This is a genomic window from Micromonospora sp. NBC_00821, from assembly GCF_036347035.1.
In the GTDB taxonomy this organism is placed as follows: Bacteria; Actinomycetota; Actinomycetes; order Mycobacteriales; family Micromonosporaceae; genus Micromonospora; species Micromonospora hortensis.
This window is the reverse complement of sequence record NZ_CP108880.1, coordinates 1,144,250-1,163,789: the sequence shown is the minus strand read 5'-3', so window position 1 is coordinate 1,163,789 and position 19,540 is coordinate 1,144,250. Positions and strand designations below refer to the sequence as shown.

At 71.9% G+C, this 19,540-nt stretch carries 19 protein-coding genes, 1 tRNA gene and 1 pseudogene; 11 read left to right on the top strand and 10 right to left on the bottom strand.

What is annotated here, in order from left to right:
* Positions 1-175 precede the first annotated feature (175 nt).
* Together OHB44_RS05545 and greA are read left to right on the top strand one after the other, a co-directional pair.
* Positions 176-616 carry a DUF4307 domain-containing protein gene (locus OHB44_RS05545; RefSeq protein WP_238683186.1) on the top strand — a complete coding sequence of 147 codons (441 nt, stop codon included), beginning with the start codon at positions 176-178 and terminating at the stop codon, positions 614-616.
* A gap of 156 nt (positions 617-772) precedes the next feature.
* Positions 773-1,270, top strand: a complete 498-nt coding sequence (gene greA, locus OHB44_RS05540; protein ID WP_091394193.1) for a transcription elongation factor GreA — start codon at positions 773-775, stop codon at positions 1,268-1,270.
* A 131-nt stretch (positions 1,271-1,401) separates the two neighbouring features.
* Here the strand turns inward: greA and ilvA are convergent, their stop codons facing one another.
* From ilvA to OHB44_RS05520, 4 genes are all read right to left on the bottom strand, one after another.
* Positions 1,402-2,622 carry a threonine ammonia-lyase gene (gene ilvA, locus OHB44_RS05535; RefSeq protein WP_238683185.1) on the bottom strand — a complete coding sequence of 407 codons (1,221 nt, stop codon included), beginning with the start codon at positions 2,620-2,622 and terminating at the stop codon, positions 1,402-1,404.
* 77 nt (positions 2,623-2,699) lie between these two features.
* Positions 2,700-4,109 (bottom strand): amidase, encoded by a 1,410-nt coding sequence (locus OHB44_RS05530; RefSeq protein ID WP_112733108.1) that lies wholly within the window; start codon positions 4,107-4,109, stop codon positions 2,700-2,702.
* Between the two features lie 13 nt (positions 4,110-4,122).
* Positions 4,123-5,265, bottom strand: coding sequence for a cystathionine gamma-synthase (locus tag OHB44_RS05525; RefSeq protein ID WP_210784919.1), 1,143 nt, complete (start codon positions 5,263-5,265; stop codon positions 4,123-4,125).
* A 111-nt stretch (positions 5,266-5,376) separates the two neighbouring features.
* Positions 5,377-6,420: a YncE family protein gene (locus OHB44_RS05520; protein ID WP_238683184.1), complete on the bottom strand. Its 1,044-nt coding sequence runs from the start codon at positions 6,418-6,420 to the stop codon at positions 5,377-5,379.
* A gap of 141 nt (positions 6,421-6,561) precedes the next feature.
* On the opposite strand from OHB44_RS05520, the gene OHB44_RS05515 reads away from it, so the two are divergent.
* From OHB44_RS05515 to OHB44_RS05495, 5 genes are all read left to right on the top strand, one after another.
* Positions 6,562-6,984 carry an HIT family protein gene (locus OHB44_RS05515; RefSeq protein ID WP_330439770.1) on the top strand — a complete coding sequence of 141 codons (423 nt, stop codon included), beginning with the start codon at positions 6,562-6,564 and terminating at the stop codon, positions 6,982-6,984.
* 74 nt (positions 6,985-7,058) lie between these two features.
* Positions 7,059-7,721: a peptide-methionine (S)-S-oxide reductase MsrA gene (gene msrA / locus OHB44_RS05510; RefSeq protein ID WP_266303654.1), complete on the top strand. Its 663-nt coding sequence runs from the start codon at positions 7,059-7,061 to the stop codon at positions 7,719-7,721.
* 40 nt (positions 7,722-7,761) lie between these two features.
* On the top strand, positions 7,762-8,103 hold the full coding sequence (locus OHB44_RS05505; RefSeq protein ID WP_330439769.1) for a hypothetical protein: 342 nt from the start codon (positions 7,762-7,764) through the stop codon (positions 8,101-8,103).
* A 365-nt stretch (positions 8,104-8,468) separates the two neighbouring features.
* Positions 8,469-9,398, top strand: coding sequence for a ribonuclease Z (locus tag OHB44_RS05500; protein WP_330439768.1), 930 nt, complete (start codon positions 8,469-8,471; stop codon positions 9,396-9,398).
* The gene (locus tag OHB44_RS05495) at positions 9,395-9,904 is read left to right on the top strand and encodes a GNAT family N-acetyltransferase (RefSeq protein ID WP_238683180.1); all 510 of its coding nucleotides are present in this window, start codon (positions 9,395-9,397) and stop codon (positions 9,902-9,904) included. The genes OHB44_RS05500 and OHB44_RS05495 overlap by 4 nt, the downstream gene beginning before the upstream one ends.
* Before the next feature lie 174 nt (positions 9,905-10,078).
* Here OHB44_RS05495 and OHB44_RS05490 read toward each other — a convergent pair whose 3' ends face one another.
* Both OHB44_RS05490 and OHB44_RS05485 read right to left on the bottom strand, forming a co-directional pair.
* Positions 10,079-11,449: a cystathionine beta-synthase gene (locus OHB44_RS05490; RefSeq protein WP_112582465.1), complete on the bottom strand. Its 1,371-nt coding sequence runs from the start codon at positions 11,447-11,449 to the stop codon at positions 10,079-10,081.
* A 72-nt stretch (positions 11,450-11,521) separates the two neighbouring features.
* Entirely contained in the window at positions 11,522-11,878 is a 357-nt protein-coding gene (locus OHB44_RS05485) for a YkvA family protein (RefSeq protein WP_238683179.1), read from the bottom strand.
* 150 nt (positions 11,879-12,028) lie between these two features.
* Here OHB44_RS05485 and OHB44_RS05480 point away from each other — a divergent pair.
* The 3 genes and pseudogenes from OHB44_RS05480 to OHB44_RS05470 all read left to right on the top strand — a co-directional run.
* Positions 12,029-13,092: pseudogene (locus OHB44_RS05480) on the top strand (SGNH/GDSL hydrolase family protein); the annotation flags it as partial.
* Positions 13,078-13,890: an SGNH/GDSL hydrolase family protein gene (locus tag OHB44_RS05475; protein ID WP_238683177.1), complete on the top strand. Its 813-nt coding sequence runs from the start codon at positions 13,078-13,080 to the stop codon at positions 13,888-13,890. The pseudogene OHB44_RS05480 and the gene OHB44_RS05475, both read left to right, overlap by 15 nt.
* Positions 13,891-13,968: 78 nt before the next feature.
* On the top strand, positions 13,969-15,231 hold the full coding sequence (locus OHB44_RS05470; RefSeq protein WP_330439766.1) for an acetyl-CoA C-acetyltransferase: 1,263 nt from the start codon (positions 13,969-13,971) through the stop codon (positions 15,229-15,231).
* A gap of 7 nt (positions 15,232-15,238) precedes the next feature.
* Here the strand turns inward: OHB44_RS05470 and OHB44_RS05465 are convergent, their stop codons facing one another.
* The 4 genes from OHB44_RS05465 to OHB44_RS05450 form a co-directional block, all read right to left on the bottom strand.
* Positions 15,239-15,559, bottom strand: a complete 321-nt coding sequence (locus OHB44_RS05465) for a hypothetical protein (protein WP_238683175.1) — start codon at positions 15,557-15,559, stop codon at positions 15,239-15,241.
* A gap of 46 nt (positions 15,560-15,605) precedes the next feature.
* On the bottom strand, positions 15,606-16,364 hold the full coding sequence (locus tag OHB44_RS05460) for a Bax inhibitor-1/YccA family protein (protein ID WP_238683174.1): 759 nt from the start codon (positions 16,362-16,364) through the stop codon (positions 15,606-15,608).
* 133 nt (positions 16,365-16,497) lie between these two features.
* On the bottom strand, positions 16,498-17,313 hold the full coding sequence (locus OHB44_RS05455; protein ID WP_238683173.1) for a Bax inhibitor-1/YccA family protein: 816 nt from the start codon (positions 17,311-17,313) through the stop codon (positions 16,498-16,500).
* A gap of 106 nt (positions 17,314-17,419) precedes the next feature.
* Positions 17,420-17,500: transfer RNA gene (locus OHB44_RS05450), tRNA-Leu, on the bottom strand.
* Between the two features lie 101 nt (positions 17,501-17,601).
* Here OHB44_RS05450 and OHB44_RS05445 point away from each other — a divergent pair.
* Positions 17,602-19,461 carry a hypothetical protein gene (locus OHB44_RS05445; protein ID WP_330439765.1) on the top strand — a complete coding sequence of 620 codons (1,860 nt, stop codon included), beginning with the start codon at positions 17,602-17,604 and terminating at the stop codon, positions 19,459-19,461.
* Positions 19,462-19,540 lie beyond the last annotated feature (79 nt).

Genomic DNA, 19,540 nt, shown 5'->3' with positions numbered 1-19,540 from the left:
GGGGACCCGACCGGGCTCGACCGGCTGACCTGCCGGGATCTTTCCTCACCGCACCCTGTCACCGGCCACCAGCGCCGGGCATGACCTGCCATTCCTGCCGCTGGACCGGGTGGGAGGATGGGGCTCTGTCATTCTTGCCGATGCCGCCGACAACAACGCCAGGAGATACCCGCCGGTGACCGAGACGCACGCCACAATTTCACCAGGTGCGCCGGTATTCCCGGCCGGGCGCTACGGCCGCCGCCGGGCACCGGGCGGAAAGCGCCGCCGTACGCTGCTGGCCGCGCTGGCACTGTTGGCCCTCGTCGCGACGCTGACCGTGATCTCGGTACGGCTCTACCGCCAGTACGGCGATCCCGTCTACGACGCCCAGGTCATCACGTACACCGACATCACGGACAAGCAGGTGCTTGTCGACTTTCGGGTGACCGTCCCGCCGGGTGGATCAGCTGTCTGCGTGCTGCGCGCCCGGGACCGTGCCGGCGCCGAGGTCGGCCGCGAACAGGTCACCGTGACCGCCGACCCCGGGGATCGGCACGTGACGACCCAGCACCGCCTGGCGACCACCGCGCGGCCCTTCATCGGTGAGGTCCTGCGCTGCCGAGCACCGTCCTGAGCTGCTCGAACAGCACCAAACGCGGGGCTGACGGGGCGCCTACCCCCGGTGTCGGATCCGGACACCGGCGGTGATGGCCGACACGCTGTGTCGTACCGCACTGGTAACTTGGTGGTTCACCTGTCAGCCAGCCACGCACAACTGAGGAGAACGCCTGTGTCCACTGGCAACGAGGCGCCCGCCACCTGGCTGTCGCAGGACGCGTACGACCGCCTCCAGGCCGAGCTCGACGAGCACATCGCCAACCGTCCGGCCATCGCAGCCGAGATCAACGCTCGGCGCGAGGAGGGCGACCTGCGGGAGAACGGCGGCTACCACGCCGCCCGCGAGGAGCAGGGCAAGGCCGAGGGTCGCATCCGCTACCTGCAGGAGCTGCTGCGCACCGCGAAGGTCGGCGAGGCCCCCACCGCCGACGCGGTGTCGCCGGGCATGGTGGTGACGATCTACTTCGACGACGACACCAACGACACCGAGACCTTCCTGCTCGGTTCCCGGGAGATCGCGGCCACCACCGACCTGACCGTCTACAGCCCCGAGTCCGCGCTGGGCAAGGCGATCCTGGGCGGTCGAGCCGGGCAGACCTGCACCTACACGGCGCCCAGCGGCGCCGACATCAAGGTGACAGTGGTCAGCTTCGAGCCGTTCTCCGGCTGACCGTCGCCGGTCGCGCTACCCGCCGCCGGCCGGCTCGACCGACGCCGGCACCCACTGTCGGAACGCAGGTCGACCGACGCCAGCACCCATTGTCGAAACGCAGCGCATCCGAGGCGTGGCACCCACCGGTGTCACGCCTCGGCCGCGAAGACCACCTGGTAGCCGCTGGCCCGTAGGGCGCTGATCAGGGTGTCCGAGTGCTCGACGCCCCGGGTTTCCACCGACAACGCCACCTCCACCTCGCCGAGGCTGAGGTGCGGGTTGGCCCGCTGGTGCTCCACGTCCACCACGTTGGCCCGGTGCTCGGCGATCTGAGTGAGCAGCGACGCGAGCTGCCCCGGCCGGTCCGAACAGCGGACGGTCACCCGCAGGTAGCGACCCGCCGCGGCCAACCCGTGCTCGATCACCCGCAGCATCAGCAGCGGGTCGATGTTGCCGCCGGAGAGCACCGCGACCACCGGGGTCTCCACCTCGACCACGCCGGCCAGCAGCGCGGCCACACCGACCGCCCCGGCCGGCTCGACCACCTGCTTGCCCCGCTCCAGCAGCATCAGCAGGGCCCGGGAGATGTCCTCCTCGGAGACCGTGACGATCTCGTCGACCAGCTTGCGCACGTGGTTGAAGGTGATCTCGCCCGGACGGCCGACCGCGATGCCGTCGGCGATGGTGGAGAAGATGGGCAGCCGGACCGGTTCCCCGGCCACCAGTGAGGGCGGGAACGCCGCCGCCCCCGCCGCCTGCACGCCGATGATCCGGACGTCGGGGCGCAACGCCTTCGCGGCCACCGCCATGCCCGAGATCAGACCGCCGCCACCCACCCCGGTGATGATCGTCTTCACGTCCGGGCACTGTTCGAGGATCTCCAGCGCCACAGTGCCCTGCCCGGCGATCACGTCGGGATGGTCGAACGGGTGGATCAGCACCGCGCCGGTGCGCTCGGCGTACGTGTGCGCCGCGACCAGCGACTCGTCGACGGTGTTCCCGGCCAACTCGACCTGCGCGCCGTACCCCTTGGTGGCGGCCACCTTCGGCAGCGGCGCGTTGACCGGCATGAAGACCGTGGCGTGCGTGCCGACCAGGCCGGCGGCGAGAGCCACGCCCTGCGCGTGGTTGCCCGCGCTCGCCGCGACCACGCCGCGCTCCCGCTCCGCCGCCGACAACCGGGAGATCCGCACGTACGCGCCCCGCACCTTGTACGAGCCGGCGCGCTGCACGTTCTCGCACTTGAGCCACGTCGGCCCGCCCAGCGCCGCGCTGAGCGGCCGGGAGGGCTCCAGTGGGGTGGTGCGGGTGACGCCAGCGAGCAACTCCCGTGCGGCCCGCACATCGTCGAGACCGACCAGTTCCGTCATGCCCCGATCGTGCCACCCGCCTGCGGAGCCCTCGGCGGCGACACCGGAGTGCCCGACAGCGCGCACACCGTCGAACCTCAGGCGGTGGCCGGCGACTCCGTGCCGACCCGCGGGTAGCCGGGGGCGTGGCGCGTCCACGGGGCGGCCATCTCGAACTGACCGGCCACACCGAGCAGCAGCAGCTCCGAGCCGGGCGGACCGACCAGCTGCACGGCGACCGGCAGGCCGTCCGGGCGGCGGCCGACCGGCACGACGACCGCTGGCAGGCCGGCGATGTTCCAGGGTGCGGCGTACGGGGCGTACCGGATGTTGGCTGTCATGTTCGCCCGCCAGGACCGCTCCGACCAGCGGGCCGCCTCCGGTGGCGCGCTGGCCAGCGCCGGGGTGAGCAGCAGGTCGACCGAGTGGTCGGTGAAGAAGTCGACAGACCGTTGCCGCCAGGCGGCCCGGTCCGCCTCCCGCACGTAGCCGCGACGCTGCGCCCACTCGCCCAGCGCGACGTGCCGCCGGGTACGCCGTTGCAGCCCACGCCGGTCCAGACCGGAGGCCCGGACGTCGGTGGCGGCTGCGGCGAACCAGGTGGCGATGCCCTGCAGACCGAGGGCGGTCGGGTAGACCGGATCGGCCGGCACGGTGTCGTGCCCGGCGGCGGCGAGGAGCCGACCGGCGGCGGCGACCGCGTCCCGGTTGGGCGCGTCCGGGGCGACACCGCGCACCGGGGAGCGCAGCGAGACACCCACCCGCAGCCGCTGCGGGGGGACCAGCTTCTCGGGACGCCGGCCGGCGAGCACCGAGAAGCCGACCGCCGCGTCGGCGACCGTGCTGGTCAACATGCCGTGCTCGGTGAGGCCGAACCAGTCGTCCGCCCCGAGCTGGCAGGGGACCACGCCCCGACCGGGCTTGAGCCCGACGAGTCCGCAGCAGGCCGCGGGAATCCGGATCGAGCCGAGACCGTCGTTGGCGTGCGCGATCGGCACCAGCCCGGCGGCGACCGCGGCGGCGGCACCACCGGAGGACCCACCGGGGGTACGCGTGCTGTCCCACGGGTTACGGGTCACCGCGCTGTCGTCGTCGGTCAGTGCCCACAGCCCCAGCTCCGGCATCCGGGTCACGCCGAGGATCACCGCGCCGGCGCCGCGCAGCCGACGCACCACCTCGTGGTCGGCCTCCGCCACGTCGGTGCGGGCGGCGGCCGACCCGTTCCAGGTCGGCAGGCCGGCGACCGGAGTGTTCTCCTTGACCGCCACCGGAACACCGGCCAGCGGCAGGTTGGCCAGGTCCTCCTGCTCGTCGACCTTCTCCGCCTCGGTGATCGCCTCACCGCCGCGAACGGCGCGGAACGCGGCCAGCTCACGGTCGGCTCGGGAGATGTACTCGAGGTGGTCGGCGACGACCTGGGTCGCCGAGACGTCACCTCGGCGTACGCCCCGGGCGATCTGCTTGGCGGTCGCTCCGACCCAGGTCGCCATGATGTCCTGCACGGCCATCCTCCCCCAGCGGTCAGCCCAGCGCCTGCTCCAGATCGGCGAGTAGGTCGTCGACCGTCTCGATGCCGACAGACAGTCGCACGAGATCGCCGGGAACTTCAAGCGGCGAGCCGGCAGCACTTGCGTGTGTCATCCGACCCGGGTGCTCGATCAGGGATTCCACACCACCCAGCGACTCGGCGAGCACGAAGAGCTTGGCCCGGTTGCAGATGTCCACCGCGTGGTCCTCACCACCCGCGGCGCGGAACGAGATCATGCCGCCGAACCGGCGCATCTGCTTGGCTGCCACCTCGTGACCCGGGTGCGAGGGCAGCCCCGGATAGAGCACCTGGGCGACCTTTGCGTGGCCGTCGAGGTACGCGGCGAGCCGCTCGGCGTTGTCGCAGTGCCGGTCCATGCGTACCCCGAGGGTCTTGATGCCCCGCAGGGTGAGCCAGGCGTCGAACGGGCCGTTGATCGCGCCCATCGCGTTCTGGTGGTAGCGCAACTCCTCGCCGAGCCCGGCGTCGGCGACGACGAGAGCGCCACCGACCACGTCGGAGTGCCCGCCGACGTACTTGGTGGTGGAGTGCACCACCACGTCCGCGCCGAAGGCGATCGGCTGCTGGAGGTACGGCGAGGCGAAGGTGTTGTCCACCACCAGCAGGGCGCCCGCGTCGTGTGCCACGGCGGCCAGGGCCGCGATGTCGGCGATGCCGAGCAACGGGTTGGTCGGCGTCTCCACCCAGACGATCTTCGTGCGGCCGGGCCGCACGGCCGCCCGGACCGCGTCCGGGTCGGAGACCTTGGCCGGGCTGAACTCCAGGCCCCAGCGCTGCGCGACCCGGGCGAAGAGCCGGTACGTGCCGCCGTACGCGTCGTCCGGGATCACCACGTGGTCGCCGGGCTGGCACACGGCCCGCAACAGGGTGTCCTCCGCCGCCAGGCCGCTGGCGAAGGCGAGCCCCACCGGCCCGCCCTCCAGCGCCGCCAGGCACTCCTGGAGCGCGTCACGGGTCGGGTTGCCGGAGCGGCTGTACTCGTAGCCGAGACGGGGTGCGCCGACGGCGTCCTGGGCGTACGTGCTGGTCTGGTAGATCGGTGGGATCACCGCGCCGGTGCGGGCCTCGGGGTCCTGACCGGCGTGGATGGCGAGCGTCTCGAAGCCGTGACTCATTCTGGTGAGGCTAGTGCCCCCGTCCCGCAGGCTGGAACGGAACCCGCGCTCCCGGTGGGGGCCGGACCGTCCGGCCCGGCCCCCGCGTGCCAGCCAGGGGCCGGCGGCCGGTCAGCCGGCCGGTACGGGCAGGACGTGCAGGGTGGCCTGGTTTCTCCCGGTCCAGTCGTAGGAGAGCGCATAGAGCCGTGCGCCGTTCGGCGACCAGGCCAACCCACCCCGGCTCAGCTCACCGCCGCCCAGCACGAAGCGGGTCAGTTCGGTTCCGTCCGGCCGATAGACGAACAGGTACGACGTGTCCGCCGCGGCGGCGATCCTGGTGCCGTCGCGGGACGGCTCGACGGCGGCCGGGTAGGCACCGGTGGGGAAGGTCGCGGAGGGGGTGGTGATGTCGGCGAACGGGAAAGCCTGCACCTCGTACGGGGCACCGGCCGCGGTGTAGAGGGTGGTGCCGGTCGGGTCGAGGGCGATGTCCTGCAGGTTGCTGCCGATGACAGTCCAATCGTTGGCCCGCAGCAGGTTCAGCGTTCCCCCGGCTCCGATCGCGTACGCGTAGACCGACGCCGGGCTCAACGACATCTGCCCGGCCAGCAGCACCGAGCGGTTCTGGCTGGCGGCGGCCAGCAGCGGAGCGCCGTAGAAGTCCTGAGTGGTGGCCATCCCCGTGCGCACCTGGGCCGGCTGGCGGCCCAGGTCGATCTGGCCGATGTTGCCGCCCCACTGGTCACAGCCGTAGCCGAACCACAGGTACCGGCCGGTCAGCGCCAGCGACGACGGGCACTCGCCCGCGCCGGTGTCGTACCGGGCGGACTCGATCAGCGAGCCGGTGTCGAAGGCGGCGATGGCGTTGGCGGTGGGCAGCGCCACGTAGAGGGTCCGCCGGTCGGCGCTGAGCAGCAGGTCGGTGGGGCCGGGCAGGCCCGACAGCGTGCCGACCACAGTGCCTGTCGCGCCGGTCACCACGACATCGGTTGCGGAGCTGCCACCGCTGACGAAGACCCGGTCACCGGCCGACACCACGTCGGCCACAGTGTTCAGCGGCAGTGCGGTGGCGGTCTGCGCGGCGGCCGCCTGGGCATGGCCCGGGGCCGCGCCGGTGAGCAGCCCGGCGGTCAGCGCCGCCAGCGCCAGGGTCAGGCCTCTTCTGATCTGCAAGCTTGGTCCTTTCGGAGCATCGACGCGCACGCCGATGGCCGGGATCACCCCGTGTTCATCCATTCACGTAGATGATTACCACAGTCGGTTCACGCGTGGGGGGCGCCGTCGCCCGCGAGGTCGCCGGCATAGCCTGGCGCGATGAGCGGTTGCGTGTTCTGCGGGATCGTGGCGGGCGAGGTGCCGGCGTTCCGGGTGGCCGACACCCGGGACGGGGTGGCGTTCCTGGACACCCGGCCGGTGTTCAAGGGGCATGTCCTGGTGGTGCCCCGGGTGCACCTGGTGACCCTGGCGGAGTTGCCGGCCGACCTGCTGCCCGACTACTTCGCCATGGTCCAGCGGATGGCGGTGGCGGTGGAGACCGCTCTCGGTGCCGGTGGGACGTTCGTGGCGATGAACAACAAGGTGTCCCAATCGGTGCCTCACCTGCACACACACGTGGTCCCGCGGACCAAGGGCGACGGGCTGCGGGGCTTCTTCTGGCCGCGCACCCGGTACGACGACGACACCGAGGCCCAGACGTACGCGGATCGCATCAACGCGGCGCTCCCCGGTGGGGCCTGACTGATCCGCACGCGGGTAAGGAAGGTGGACCCTCCGGTGTTGCACGCTGGGAGTGGTACGAGAGGAGATCCCACGTGTTCTTGCGCCGTATGAAGGCCGATATGGTCTCGCCCGACCAGGCCCTGCCGGGCCGTCCGATCGCCATGCCGGTGGCCGACCGCCACGAGGTGCTGGGCACCCCGCTGAAGGGCCCGTTTCCTGAGGGCCTCCAGGTAGCGGTCTTCGGCATGGGCTGTTTCTGGGGTGCCGAGCGGCTGTTCTGGACGCTGCCCGGCGTCTACACCACCTCCGCCGGCTACGCGGGTGGCATCACGAAGAACCCGACGTACGAGGAGACGTGTTCCGGGCGGACCGGGCACGCCGAGGTCGTCCAGGTGGTGTACGACCCCAGCAAAATCAACTACGAGGATCTACTGAAGGTCTTCTGGGAGAACCACGACCCGACCCAGGGCATGCGCCAGGGCAACGACGTCGGCACCCAGTACCGCTCGGCGATCTACACGACCACCGACGAGCAGCGGACCATCGCGGAGTCTTCGCGGGACGCGTTCCAGCCGATCGTGGCGCGGGCCGGCAAGGGCGAGATCACCACTGAGATCGCCCCGCTCGGCAGCTACTACTTCGCCGAGGACTACCACCAGCAGTACCTGGCGCCGACCAAGAACCCGAACGGGTACTGCAACCACGGCCCGAACGGGCTGAGCTGCCCGGTCGGCGTGGCCCGTGTCGCCGGCTGAGTCGAGGCGTTAGCCTGATTCAGACGTACGGGAGGGCACGATGAGCGGTGACAGCGCCAGCCGTCCGCACGGTTACGCCAAGCCGGTCGTCGTGCCCGAAACCCTTGATCAGCTTCGCGGGCCCACGTCCGGGGTCATAGATCTACCACGCCACTTGAAGTGGTCCGGCAACTCCCGTTACGACCTTACGCAGCCCGGGCGCATCGGCGACCTGTACCGGACGGTCCTCAACGAGGCCGCTAGTCCGACTGACCTCTACGCCTACGTCAGCCGCGACTCGCTGATCCAGCTCTGGCCGTCGATGTGGTTACCCCAAGCCGTGCGCCGCGCCTGGGAAGAACGCTTCCCCGAACTCCGCAGCGCCCCTCGACGCGCCGCCTGAACGATGGGGTACGCCGACCCGACCTTCGCCACCTAAGGAGGTGGCCGGGCATTCCCGTTCGGGCCTGTGATCGAAATCCGTTGCCGAGCCCGACGAGAACTCGATAACGTGGCCGTACACGTGAAAGGAGGTGGTCCAGACTTGTATAGCAATCGGACTCGTGAGGTGGCTGTCAGCTAGCCGCTGTCCTCGACAGTGATCGGCCTGCCGCGAGGCGGGCAAAAAGCACCATCGTCGAGACCGTGTGGCAGCGGTGCGGCGAATCCACGACAGCCACCCGACCCCCGGGGTGCCGGCCAAGTCCAGCCGGCCCGCGCACATGCGCGGAGCGCCCCGGGGGTCGCTCCATATCCGCGGGAGTGGCGATGTCCATGCGCGAGATGGTGGTGCTGGGGACGGCCAGCCAGGCGCCGACCCGTCAGCGCAACCACAACGGGTACGTGTTGCGGTGGGACGACGAGGTGATCCTCTTCGACCCGGGCGAGGGCAGCCAGCGTCAGCTCCTGCACACCACTGTCACCGCCACCGACCTGACCCGGATCTGCGTCACCCACTTCCACGGCGACCACTGCCTGGGCCTGCCCGGCACCATCCAGCGACTCTCCCTGGACCGGGTGGCGCACCCGGTCGCCGTGCACTTTCCCGCCGGCGGCGCCGAATACTTCGCCCGGCTGCGGCACGCCACCTCGTTCTACGAGACCGCCGAGCTGCGGGTCGAGCCCATCGAGGCCGACGGGCAGCGGATCGCCCTGCGCTGCGGCACGCTGGAGGCACGCCGGCTCCGGCACCCCATCGAGACGTACGGCTACCGGTTGGTCGAGCCGGACGGGCACCGGATGCTGCCGGAGAAGCTGGCCGCGTACGGCGTCGCGGGGCCGGCTGTCGGCGAGCTGATCCGCGTCGGGCACCTGGACCTCGACGGACGCCGTGTCACCCGGGCCGAGGTGAGCGTGCCCCGGCCGGGGCAGCGGTTCGCGTTCGTGATGGACACCGGCCTCTGCGACGGGGTGTACGCCCTCGCCGAGCACGCCGACCTGCTGGTCATCGAGTCGACGTTCCTGGAGTCGGAGGCCGCGCTCGCCGCCGAGGTCGGCCACCTGACCGCGGCGCAGGCCGCCCGGGTGGCGACCGAGTCCGGGGTACGACGACTCGTGCTCACCCACTTCTCCCAGCGCTATCCCGACCCGCGCCGGTTCCACGACGAGGCGCGCGCGCACTTCGACGGCGAACTGATCGTCGCCGAGGATCTGACCACGGTGCAGGTTCCGCCGCGCCGGGTAGCCTCGGCCGGGTGACCGTCACGCTCCGCCCCGCAACCGAAGGCGACCTGATGGCGGTGGGTGCCCTGCACCAGCGCTCCCGGGTCGCCGCGTACTCCGCCTTCGTGCCGGCCGAGGCGCTGGCCGACCCGACACCGGAGGCGATGGGGCGGTACTGGGTCGAGCGGTGGATCTGGGAGCGGGACACCCACCGGATGACAGTGGCTGAGCGGGCCGGGGCTCTGGTCGGATTCACCCACCTGGGCCCGGACGACGAGGACGACCCCGCCACCGGGCTGCTCAACGCGATCCACCTCGACCCTGCCGAGCAGGGCCGCGGCGTCGGCCGCACCCTGATGGTGGACGCCCTGGACGCCATGCGCGCGCAGGGCTGGCGACGCGCCGCGCTCTGGGTGCTGAGGGACAACGCCCACGCCCGCTCGTTCTACGAACGCGGCGGCTGGACCCCCACCGGCGACGAACGAGACGAGGCAATCGGATCGGCCCCAACCCCACAACTCCGCTACACCCGCCCCCTCTAACCCCCACCCCACCCACCCCCCACACCCCAAACCCCGCCCTTCCCACCTCGCCGATCTTGCACTTTCTGTCGTGACAAAACGCCGCGATAGCGACATTCAGGCGACAGGAAGTGCAAGATCGGCGAGGGCTGGGGGCGGGGCCGGGGACGGGGGGCGGGGCGGGGCGGGGAGGGCTTAGTGGGCGCCTAGGTGGGACAGGAGGTCCTGGCGGGTCAGGACGCCCTTGGGCTTGCCGTCGACCAGGACGAGGGCGGCGTCGGACTTCTCCAGCATGCCCACCGCCTCGCTCACCGGCTGACCACCACCGATCATCGGCAGCGGGTCGCCCATGTGCCGCTCGATCGTGTCGTGCAGGTGGGCCTGGCCGGTGAACAGCGCGTCGAGCAGGTCCCGCTCGGCGATCGAGCCGGCGACCTCACCGGTCACCACTGGCGGCTCGGCCTTGAGCACCGGAAGCTGCGAGACGCCGTACTCGCGCATGTAGTCGATCGCGTCGCGGACGGTCTCGGTCGGGTGCACGTGCACCAGCTCGGGCAGCCCGCCCGGCTTGCTGGCCAGCGCGTCGGCCACCGTCGGCTCCGCGCCGGAGTTGTCGAGGAAGCCGTACCGGGCCATCCACGAGTCGTTGAAGATCTTGGAGAGGTAGCCACGACCACCGTCGGGCAGCAGCACCACCACCACGTCGTCCGGGCCGGCCCGGCGGGCGACCTCCAGAGCGGCGACCACCGCCATTCCGCAGGAACCGCCGACCAGCAGCCCCTCCTCGCGGGCCAGCCGCCGGGTCATCTCGAAGGACGCCTTGTCGGAGACCTCCACGATCTCGTCGGCGACACCCCTGTCGTACGTCTCCGGCCAGAAGTCCTCGCCGACGCCCTCCACCAGGTACGGCCGGCCGGTGCCGCCGGAGTAGACCGAGCCCTCCGGGTCGGCCCCCACGACGCGCACCCGCCCCTCGGACGCCTCCTTGAGGTACCGGCCGATGCCGGAGATGGTGCCGCCGGTGCCGACGCCGGTCACGAAGTGGGTGAGCTCGCCGTCGGTCTGCTTCCACAGCTCCGGACCGGTCGTCTCGTAGTGCGAACGCGGGTTGGCCGGGTTGCTGTACTGGTTGGGCTTCCAGGCGCCCGGGATCTCCCGGGTCAGCCGGTCGGAGACGTTGTAGTACGAGCGCGGGTCCTCCGGCGCGACGGCGGTCGGGCAGACCACCACCTCGGCGCCGTACGCCCGGAGCACGTCCTGCTTGTCCTGGCTGACCTTGTCGGGGCAGACGAAGACGCACTTGTAGCCCTTGAGCTGGGCCACCAGGGCCAACCCGACGCCGGTGTTGCCGCTGGTCGGCTCGACGATGGTGCCGCCGGGCTTGAGCAGACCGGCGGCCTCGGCGTCCTCCACCATCCGCAGCGCGATCCGGTCCTTCACCGAGCCGCCCGGGTTGACGTACTCCACCTTGGCCAGCACTGTGGCCTGGATGCCCTCGGTGACGTTACGCAGACGCACCAGCGGGGTGTTTCCGATCATGTCGACGACGTTGTCGTAGTACTGCACGGTGTGCCCTTCGTTGCGGCGCCGGCGGTGGGCGGCCGGGAAGACGTTTGCTCACCGCCAGCGTACGTGTCGTCAGGGCACCAACCCCCCGGGGATGACCGAGCTGCGGCGGGCCTCCCACTCCAGGAACCGGTCGGTCTCGGCAAGCACGCTGCCCGCCAACCAGGTGACCATGACCGCGTCGTCGGCCAGCCCGAAGATCGCCAGCGGGATCTCCGGAAGCAGGTCGATCGGCGAGACGATGTACGCCGTCGCCGCGGTCATCAGGGCCAGCCGAAGACCGCCGTCGTACTCCCCCTTCGTGGTGGCTCTGATCATCCGGGGCAGCGCGGCCAACCGCGTGCCGATCGACGGCCCGTTGCGCGCCCCGGTCGCCAGGGCCCGCGCCAGGGCCGTGAACGCCGCGCTGCGCTTCAGTGTCTTACCCATCGTCGCGCTCCTCTCCGCCGGATCAGCGTGGCGGGTCGGCGCAAGTCGGCCGGCCTCTGGAACCCAAGTACCCCGCCGCGTCGGTTTCCAGGCACCCGGGTGCCGTCACGACGACAGCGGTGTGTCGGGCCAGCGCGATAATGTCGCGGTATGGGGGTGGCACATTCCGTCGTACCCGGTGGTGAGCGCTGGCGGCAGGCCCGGCGGCTCGTCCGGCTGGCCGCCATCGGGACGGGCGCCACCGCGGCGGCCGCGGTGGCGACCGGCGGGGTGCTGGTCGGCCAGGCCCGCCAGGCTCGACGGACCATCCCGATGGCCGAGGCGCCGCCGCCCCGCTGCGATGGGATGTACGGCGCGAAGTTCCCCGGTCCCGCGCTCACCATGGTCGTGCTCGGCGACTCGTCGGCGGCCGGCTACGGGGTGCACCGCCGTCGGGAGACGCCCGGGGCGCTGCTCGCCACCGGCCTGTCCCGTCGACTGCACCGGCCGGTGCAGTTGCACCGCTTCGCGGTGGTCGGCGCGATCTCGTCGGCGCTGCGCCACCAGGTGGAGGCGGCGCTGGAGTGCCGACCCGACATCGCGGTGATCCTCATCGGCGGCAACGACATCACCAACCGCACCCCACGCGGCTTGGCGGTGCGCTACCTGGTCGAGGCGGTGCACGCCCTGCGCGACGCGGGGTGTGAGGTGGTCGTCGGCACCTGCCCCGACCTGGGCGCGATCCGCCCGATCCAACCGCCGCTGCGCTGGCTGGCGCACCGGTGGAGCCGCCAGCTCGCCGCCGCCCAGACGGTGGCAGTGGTCGAGGCGGGCGGGTGGACGGTTTCCCTCGGTGACCTGCTCGGCCCCCGGTTCGCGGCCGAGCCCACCCGGATGTTCGCCTGGGACCGGTTCCATCCCTCCGCCGAGGGGTACGCGATGGCCGCCGCCGCGCTCCTACCGACGATGCTCTCCGCCCTCGGCGCGACCCCGGAACGACGGGCCACACCGACGCGCGGCGACGGCGTACGGTCGCTGCCGAAGGCCGCGCAGGAGGCGGCTCGACACGCCGGCACGGAGGTCAGCGGCGTCCAGGTTCGGGGCCGCGACCGAGGGCCGGCCGGCCGGTGGGCGCAGTTGCGCCGACGGGCGTTCTTCGGTGTCGGCGCGGTGCCGCAGCACGGGTCCGCCTCGGACACCTCGACAGTGGAGGGACTGGCATGAACGAGCGCAGCGCGCGGAGCGTGACCTCCGGCCTCGCCGGCCGACTGGGTCGGGCGGCGGCGATCTCGCTGTTCGCCGGCACCGTCGGGGGCGCCGCCGTCCTCGCAGGTGAGGCCTTCATCGCCCGGCACCGACGCTACGCCGAACCGGAGCTCGGCCTTGCCCTGCGCGCCACGATCGGCCGGGCGGGCGCTTCCCCGCTGCGACTGGTGTTGCTGGGCGACTCGTCGGCACTGGGCGTCGGTGTGGACCGTCTGGAGGACACCATCGGCGGGCAGTTGGCCAACCTGCTCGCCGAGGGCCCGACCGGCCGCCGGGTGCACCTGTCCAGCGTCGGCGTCTCCGGCTCCCGCTCGACTGACCTCGCCACCCAGGTGGCCCGAGCCCTGCTCGGTGAGCGGCCCGACGTGGCGTTGATCCTGATCGGCGCGAACGACGCCACCGGGCTGCGCCGACCCTCCGACGCGGCGGCCTATCTCGGCGCGGCGGTGCACCGCCTGCGCGAGGCGCGCGTCGAGGTGGTGGTGGGCACCTGCCCCGACCTCGGGGCGGTGCGTGCCATAGCGCCTCCGCTGCGCCAGGTGGTCGGCTGGTCCGGGCGTCGGGTGGCTCGCGCGCAGACCACTGCCGTGCTGGAGGCGGGCGGCTCGGTGGTCGACCTGGCCACCGAGACCGGGCCGGTGTTCCGGGCCGACGCCGGCACCCTCTGCCAGGACGGTTTCCACCCCTCCGCCGACGGCTACCGGGTGTGGGCGCACGCGCTGCTCCCCGCCATCGTCGCCGCGGCGGCTGCCACGACCCGGCGCTAGATCGTCCCCGGCCAGGGTGACATTTCCCGCCGCGCCGGCTTCTTCCGCGCCATGTTACCGGCGGGTTAACGTTGGTCCATGCCGATTGAGTCGTCCCGCGACGCCGTCATCGTCGCCACCGCCCGCTCCCCCATCGGCCGGGCGCACAAGGGGTCCCTGCGCGACGTCCGCTCCGACGACCTCGCCGCGACCATCGTCCAGACCGCGCTGGACAAGGTCCCCGCGCTGGATCCGACCACGATCGACGACCTCTACCTCGGGTGCGGCCTGCCCGGTGGCGAGCAGGGCTTCAACATGGCACGGGTGGTGTCCACCCTCCTCGGTCTGGACACTGTCCCCGGCGCCACGCTGACCCGCTACTGCGCCTCCTCGTTGCAGACCACCCGGATGGCGATGCACGCGATCCGGGCCGGCGAGGGCGACGTGTTCGTCTCCGCCGGCGTGGAGATGGTCTCCCGCTACGCCCGGGGCAGCTCCGACGGGCTGCCGCCCGAGGCGCAGGCCCTGGTCGGCGGCGGCTGGGAGAACCCCCGCTTCGGGACGGCCGGTGAGCGCTCGAAGCGCCGCGCGCAGGGCGGCGCCGAGGTGTGGACCGACCCGCGTGAGGCCGGCGAGCTGCCCGACATCTACCTGACCATGGGGCAGACCGCCGAGAACCTGGCCCAGGTGTACGACGTCAGCCGCGCCGACATGGACGAGTTCGGCGTACGCAGCCAGAACCTCGCCGAGAAGGCCATCGCCGGCGGTTTCTGGGCCCGGGAGATCACCCCGGTCACCACGCCGAACGGCACCGTGGTGAGCACCGACGACGGGCCCCGGGCCGGCGTCACCCTCGACGCGGTCTCCGGCCTGAAGCCGGTGTTCCGCCCGGACGGTCGCATCACCGCCGGCAACTGCTGCCCACTCAACGACGGCGCCGCCGCCGTTGTGGTGATGAGCGCCCAGCGAGCGGAGGAGCTTGGGCTCACCCCGCTGGCCCGGATCGTCTCGACCGGTGTGACAGCCCTGTCACCGGAGATCATGGGTCTCGGGCCGGTCGAGGCGTCCCGGCAGGCGCTGCGCCGAGCTGGCATGACCATCGACGACGTCGACCTCGTCGAGATCAACGAGGCGTTCGCCGCGCAGGTCATCCCCTCCTACCGCGAGTTGGGCATCCCGGAGGAGAAGCTGAACGTGATGGGCGGGGCCATCGCGGTCGGCCACCCGTTCGGCATGACCGGCGCCCGGATCACCGGCACCCTGCTCAACGCGCTGGAGTGGCACGACAAGACCATCGGTCTGGAGACCATGTGCGTGGGCGGTGGCCAGGGCATGGCCATGGTGCTGGAACGGCTCAGCTGAGCTGCCCTCAGAGCGCGCTGCGGGTCGCCGTCACCTCGGCGGCGGCCCGGGCCAGCGCCTCGGCCCCCGGGTCGGCGGCCAGCAGGTCCGCCGCGACGACCCGCAACTGATCGGGTAGGGCCAGGTCGTTGTCGAGCCGGGGCACCACCCGACGGGGCTCCCCCTCGGCGTCGGCGGCCAGGTTGGCGACCTCCTGCACCAGGCGGTGCACCAGGTCGGCGCGGGACACGTTGCCGGTGGTCGCGACCGCCGCCCACCGGGGCTGCTGCCAGTGCGCGATCTGACGGACCAGCAACTGCACGGCCTTGTCCAACTCCGCTGCGCTCATCGCCGCCGAGTCTACGGCCGGCACCGACCACGCCGGGTCGGGCCGGTCAGCGGCGCAGGTAACTGAGCAGCCGCAGCAACTGCCAGTAGAGAAAGACCAACCCGGTGAGCAGGCCGAACGCGCTCAGCCACGCGTACCGACGGGCTCGGCCGTCGCGGACCGAACGCTCGACGAGATCGAAGTCGAGGATGAAGCTGAACGCCCCCGCGATGATGGCCACCACCGAGAAGGCGTACGGCAGCCAGCCGACCTCCCCACTGACGCTGTAGACCGCCAGGCCCGGTCGCCCGGTGATCAGGTACGACACCAGGTTGACCACGCTGAGCACGGCGATGCCGAGCAGGGTGCCGATCACCAGGCGGGCCAGTCGAGGCGTCGCCCGGATCACCCGGGCCCGGTAGAGCGCCGCCATGCCGAGGAAGACGCCGAAGGTGCCGGCCACCGCCTGCACCACGATGCCCGGATAGACCTGCTCGAAGGTGCGGCTCGCCACCCCCAGCAGCAGCCCCTGGAGAATGGCGTACCCGACGATCGGCACCGGGTTGGTGATCGCTCGCAACGAGATGACCAGGACCAGCGCGATCGAGGCGAGGGCGCTGCCGGCCAACGCGGCGCCCAGCCACACCGCGTCGGGGATCACCGCCCAGGACACCGCCGCGGTCGCGCCGGTCACCAGCAGCAACCCGACGGTACGGACGACCACGTCGTCGACTGTCATCGGCTCGACGTCACGGGCGCCGAGCACCCGGGCCTCCACCCGGCCGGTCTCGTCCAGCCGGTTGAGCACCGGGTTGTTGCTGCGCACCGCCGCCTCCTTCGCCCTACCCCCCGAAGTCACTCTGCCCCGGGCGGACCGGCGGCGGCGGGCAAACGGCGCGGACGACGGCGCCCGCCCCCACCGGAGTGGGGACGGGCGCCGGTCGGCAGTGCGGACGAGGTCAGTCGTCGCCCTGGAAGTAGCTCAGCAGGCGCAGGATCTCGATGTAGAGCCAGACCAGGCTGACCAGGATGCCGAAGGCGGCCACCCAGGAGTAGCGCTGCGGCAGGCCCATCCGGACGCCGTCCTCGATCTCCTTGAAGCTGAGCACGAAGCTCAGCGAGGCGACCACGATGCAGACCAGGCTGAAGCCGATGGCGAGCGGGCTGCCGTCGCGCAGGCCGGTGTTGACGCCGAACAGCGCCAGCACCAGGTTGATCATCATGACCGCGAACAGGCCGACCATCACCGCGATCATGCCCTTGACGAAGGCCGGGGTGGCCCGGATGACCTTCGCCCGGTAGAGCATCGCCATCAGGAAGAAGATGCCGAAGCTGGCTGCGGCGGCCTGGAGCACGATGCCGTCGAAGCGCGTCTCGAACGCCTTGCTGACCATGCCGACGAAGACACCCTCGACGACCGCGTACGCGATCACGAGCGCCGGGTTGGCCATCCGGGAGAACGAGATGATCAAGCCGAGGACCAGGCCGACCACCGCCGCGCCGATCCAGGCGGTACCGACCAGCGCGTCGGGCACGAGCACCCAGGCGGCCGCGGCGGTGATGCCGAGAATGCCGAGCAGAGCGACCGTCTTGACGACCACGTCGTCGACGGTCATCGGCGCCACGGTCGGCGGCGCGGCCGGGTAATCGGCCTGGGACGGGTACTGCTGGGGAATGCCGGGCTGTCCGTACGGCCCGGCCGGGGCGTACCCGGCGGAGCGCTCCCGCTCGGCCGCTTGGCCGAGCCGGGCGAGCACCGGGTTCGAGGTCTTCACTGTCTGGCCTCCCTCAGGGGGTCGTTTGCACGTGAACGTGCCCTCCAAGAGTAAACGGCAGAGCCAAGTCCTGGAGATCACGAATGAGAATGTGTGAGTCGACCGGTGCCCGGGGCGGGGGTCGAACCCGCACGCCTTGCGGCAGCCGCTTTTAAGGCGGCCGTGTCTGCCTTTCCACCACCCGGGCGAGTGGCACCGGCGCGCCGACACGCCTGGTGCAATGTCACCGTAGCCGGTCTGCGGCGACCCGGCGTACCCCGCCGGCCCGGCCACATTAGGGTCGATGCCGTGAGCAGCGCAGCCCCCATGGCCCCCGACGCCGCACCTGAGCAGGCATTCCGCCTCGCCGATCAGGTCAACCGCCGACCCCGGGCCACCCGGCTGCTGGCCGCCGCCCGCCGCCACCGGGCGGACCTGCTGGCCGCTCTGGTCTTCGCGGCGCTGGCCGGCTGGCTCACCCACGGGCTGTGGCCCGACCCGGGCGGCCGGATCCTGGCGCTCAACCCGGAGGACCAGGCCCTCTACGAGTGGTTCCTGGCGGTGGACGCCCGCGCGCTGCTCGGCGACTTCGACCTGCTCACCGACCGGCTCAACGCGCCCGACGGTGTGAACCTGATGGCCAACACCACCGTGATCGCCCTCGGCGTCCTCTTCGCGCCGGTCACCCTGCTGCTGGGAGCACCGGTCACCTTCGCGCTGCTCGCCGCCGGCAACCTCGCCGGCACCGCACTCGCCTGGTACCTGCTGTTCCACCGGACGCTGCGCGTCCGCCGGGTAGCCGCCGCACTCGGCGGAGGGCTGTGCGGATTCGGACCCGGGATGGTGTCGCAGACAAACAGCCACCTGCACATGACCGCCCAGTGGCTCGTGCCGGTGATCATCTGGCTGGTGGTCCGGCTGCTCCGGGCGGCCGACCCTGGGCCCGCCACCCCCGACGAGGCCGGCCGTAGCCGAGCCACCGGGCCGAACCGTCGTCGACTGTTCACCTCCGCGGCGGGGCTGACCGGCGCGGTCAGCGCACAGGTCTTCATCGGCGAGGAGGTGCTCTTCCTCACCGCGATCGCGCTGCTGGTGATGGCGATCAGCTACGCCGTGGCGGACCGGGACCTGGCCCGCCGGGCACTCCCCGGGTTCGCCGGCGGGTTGGCGATCGCCGCCGGGCTCGCCCTGCTGGTGCTCGGCTATCCGCTGTGGTTCCAGTTCGCCGGGCCGCAGGGAGTCGCCGACGGGATGTTCACCCCGGCCTACTTCTCCGCCGACCTGAGCAGTTGGTGGAGGCTCTCACCACTGTCGGTGGCCGGCAGCGACGAATCCGCCCGGCTGACCACCGGCCCCGCCGAGTACAACACGTTCCTCGGCTGGCCACTGCTGCTGGTCACCGCGGTCTGCGCGATCTGGGCCGGGCGACGCCGGCTGGTCTTCGCCTGCGTCGTGGCGGGCCTGGTGATGGGGGCGCTCTCCCTCGGCCCAGAGGTGGTGCTCGGCGGCACCAGGACGGCGATCCCCGGCCCGTACGCCCTGATCGGAGGGCTCCCGGTGGTGGACGGGGCGTTGCCGATGCGGTTCGCGCTGGCGTTGCTGCCGATCGTCGCGACGCTGCTGGTGCTCGCTGTCGACAGGGCAGTGCGCAGCTCCGGTCGGGCGCGGCGGCTGGTGCCCCTGGCCGTCGGCGTGGCGCTGCTGCCGATCTTCCCGACCCCACTGCCGACCGCCGGACGACCCCCCGTGCCGGAATTCATCACCGGCGGCCACTGGCGGCAGTGCGTACCGCCGGGCGGGGTGCTGGTCCCGGTGCCACTGCCCACCCCGAAGGAGCCCTGGCCGATGCGCTGGGCGACCGCAGCGGACGCCGGTTTCGGGCTGCCGGAAGGCTTCTTCATCGGTCCGTACGGGAGGGGCGGCACCGCGGCGATGGGCACGTTCAAGCAGCCCACCTCCGCGCTACTGGCGGATGTCGCCCGGCGCGGCGACCAACCGGCCATCGGCGACGAGCAGCGCCGACAGGCCGTCCGCGACGCCGACTTCTGGGGCGCCTCCTGCGTGGCGCTCACCGACGACGCCCCCCACGCGGAAAGCCTGCGCGCCACCCTGGAGCAGCTCTACGGCCCACCCACCCGCATCGCCGACGCCTGGACGTGGCGGGTCTAGACCACCAGAAACCCCGCCGATCTTGCACTTCCTGTCCGGACAAGACGCGCCAGAAGGCGCATTACGGCATCCGGAAGTG

Excerpts from the sequence above, each read along its gene's own strand:
- OHB44_RS05475 (WP_238683177.1), top strand. The coding sequence starts at position 13,078 with ATGAACGAGCGCAGCGCGCGGAGCGTGACCTCCGGCCTCGCCGGCCGA.
- OHB44_RS05500 (WP_330439768.1), top strand. The coding sequence starts at position 8,469 with ATGTCCATGCGCGAGATGGTGGTGCTGGGGACGGCCAGCCAGGCGCCG.
- OHB44_RS05530 (WP_112733108.1), bottom strand. The coding sequence starts at position 4,109 with ATGGCCGTGCAGGACATCATGGCGACCTGGGTCGGAGCGACCGCCAAG.
- OHB44_RS05505 (WP_330439769.1), top strand. The coding sequence starts at position 7,762 with ATGAGCGGTGACAGCGCCAGCCGTCCGCACGGTTACGCCAAGCCGGTC.
- OHB44_RS05485 (WP_238683179.1), bottom strand. The coding sequence starts at position 11,878 with ATGGGTAAGACACTGAAGCGCAGCGCGGCGTTCACGGCCCTGGCGCGG.
- OHB44_RS05525 (WP_210784919.1), bottom strand. The coding sequence starts at position 5,265 with ATGAGTCACGGCTTCGAGACGCTCGCCATCCACGCCGGTCAGGACCCC.
- ilvA (WP_238683185.1), bottom strand. The coding sequence starts at position 2,622 with ATGACGGAACTGGTCGGTCTCGACGATGTGCGGGCCGCACGGGAGTTG.
- OHB44_RS05465 (WP_238683175.1), bottom strand. The coding sequence starts at position 15,559 with ATGAGCGCAGCGGAGTTGGACAAGGCCGTGCAGTTGCTGGTCCGTCAG.
- OHB44_RS05515 (WP_330439770.1), top strand. The coding sequence starts at position 6,562 with ATGAGCGGTTGCGTGTTCTGCGGGATCGTGGCGGGCGAGGTGCCGGCG.
- OHB44_RS05470 (WP_330439766.1), top strand. The coding sequence starts at position 13,969 with ATGCCGATTGAGTCGTCCCGCGACGCCGTCATCGTCGCCACCGCCCGC.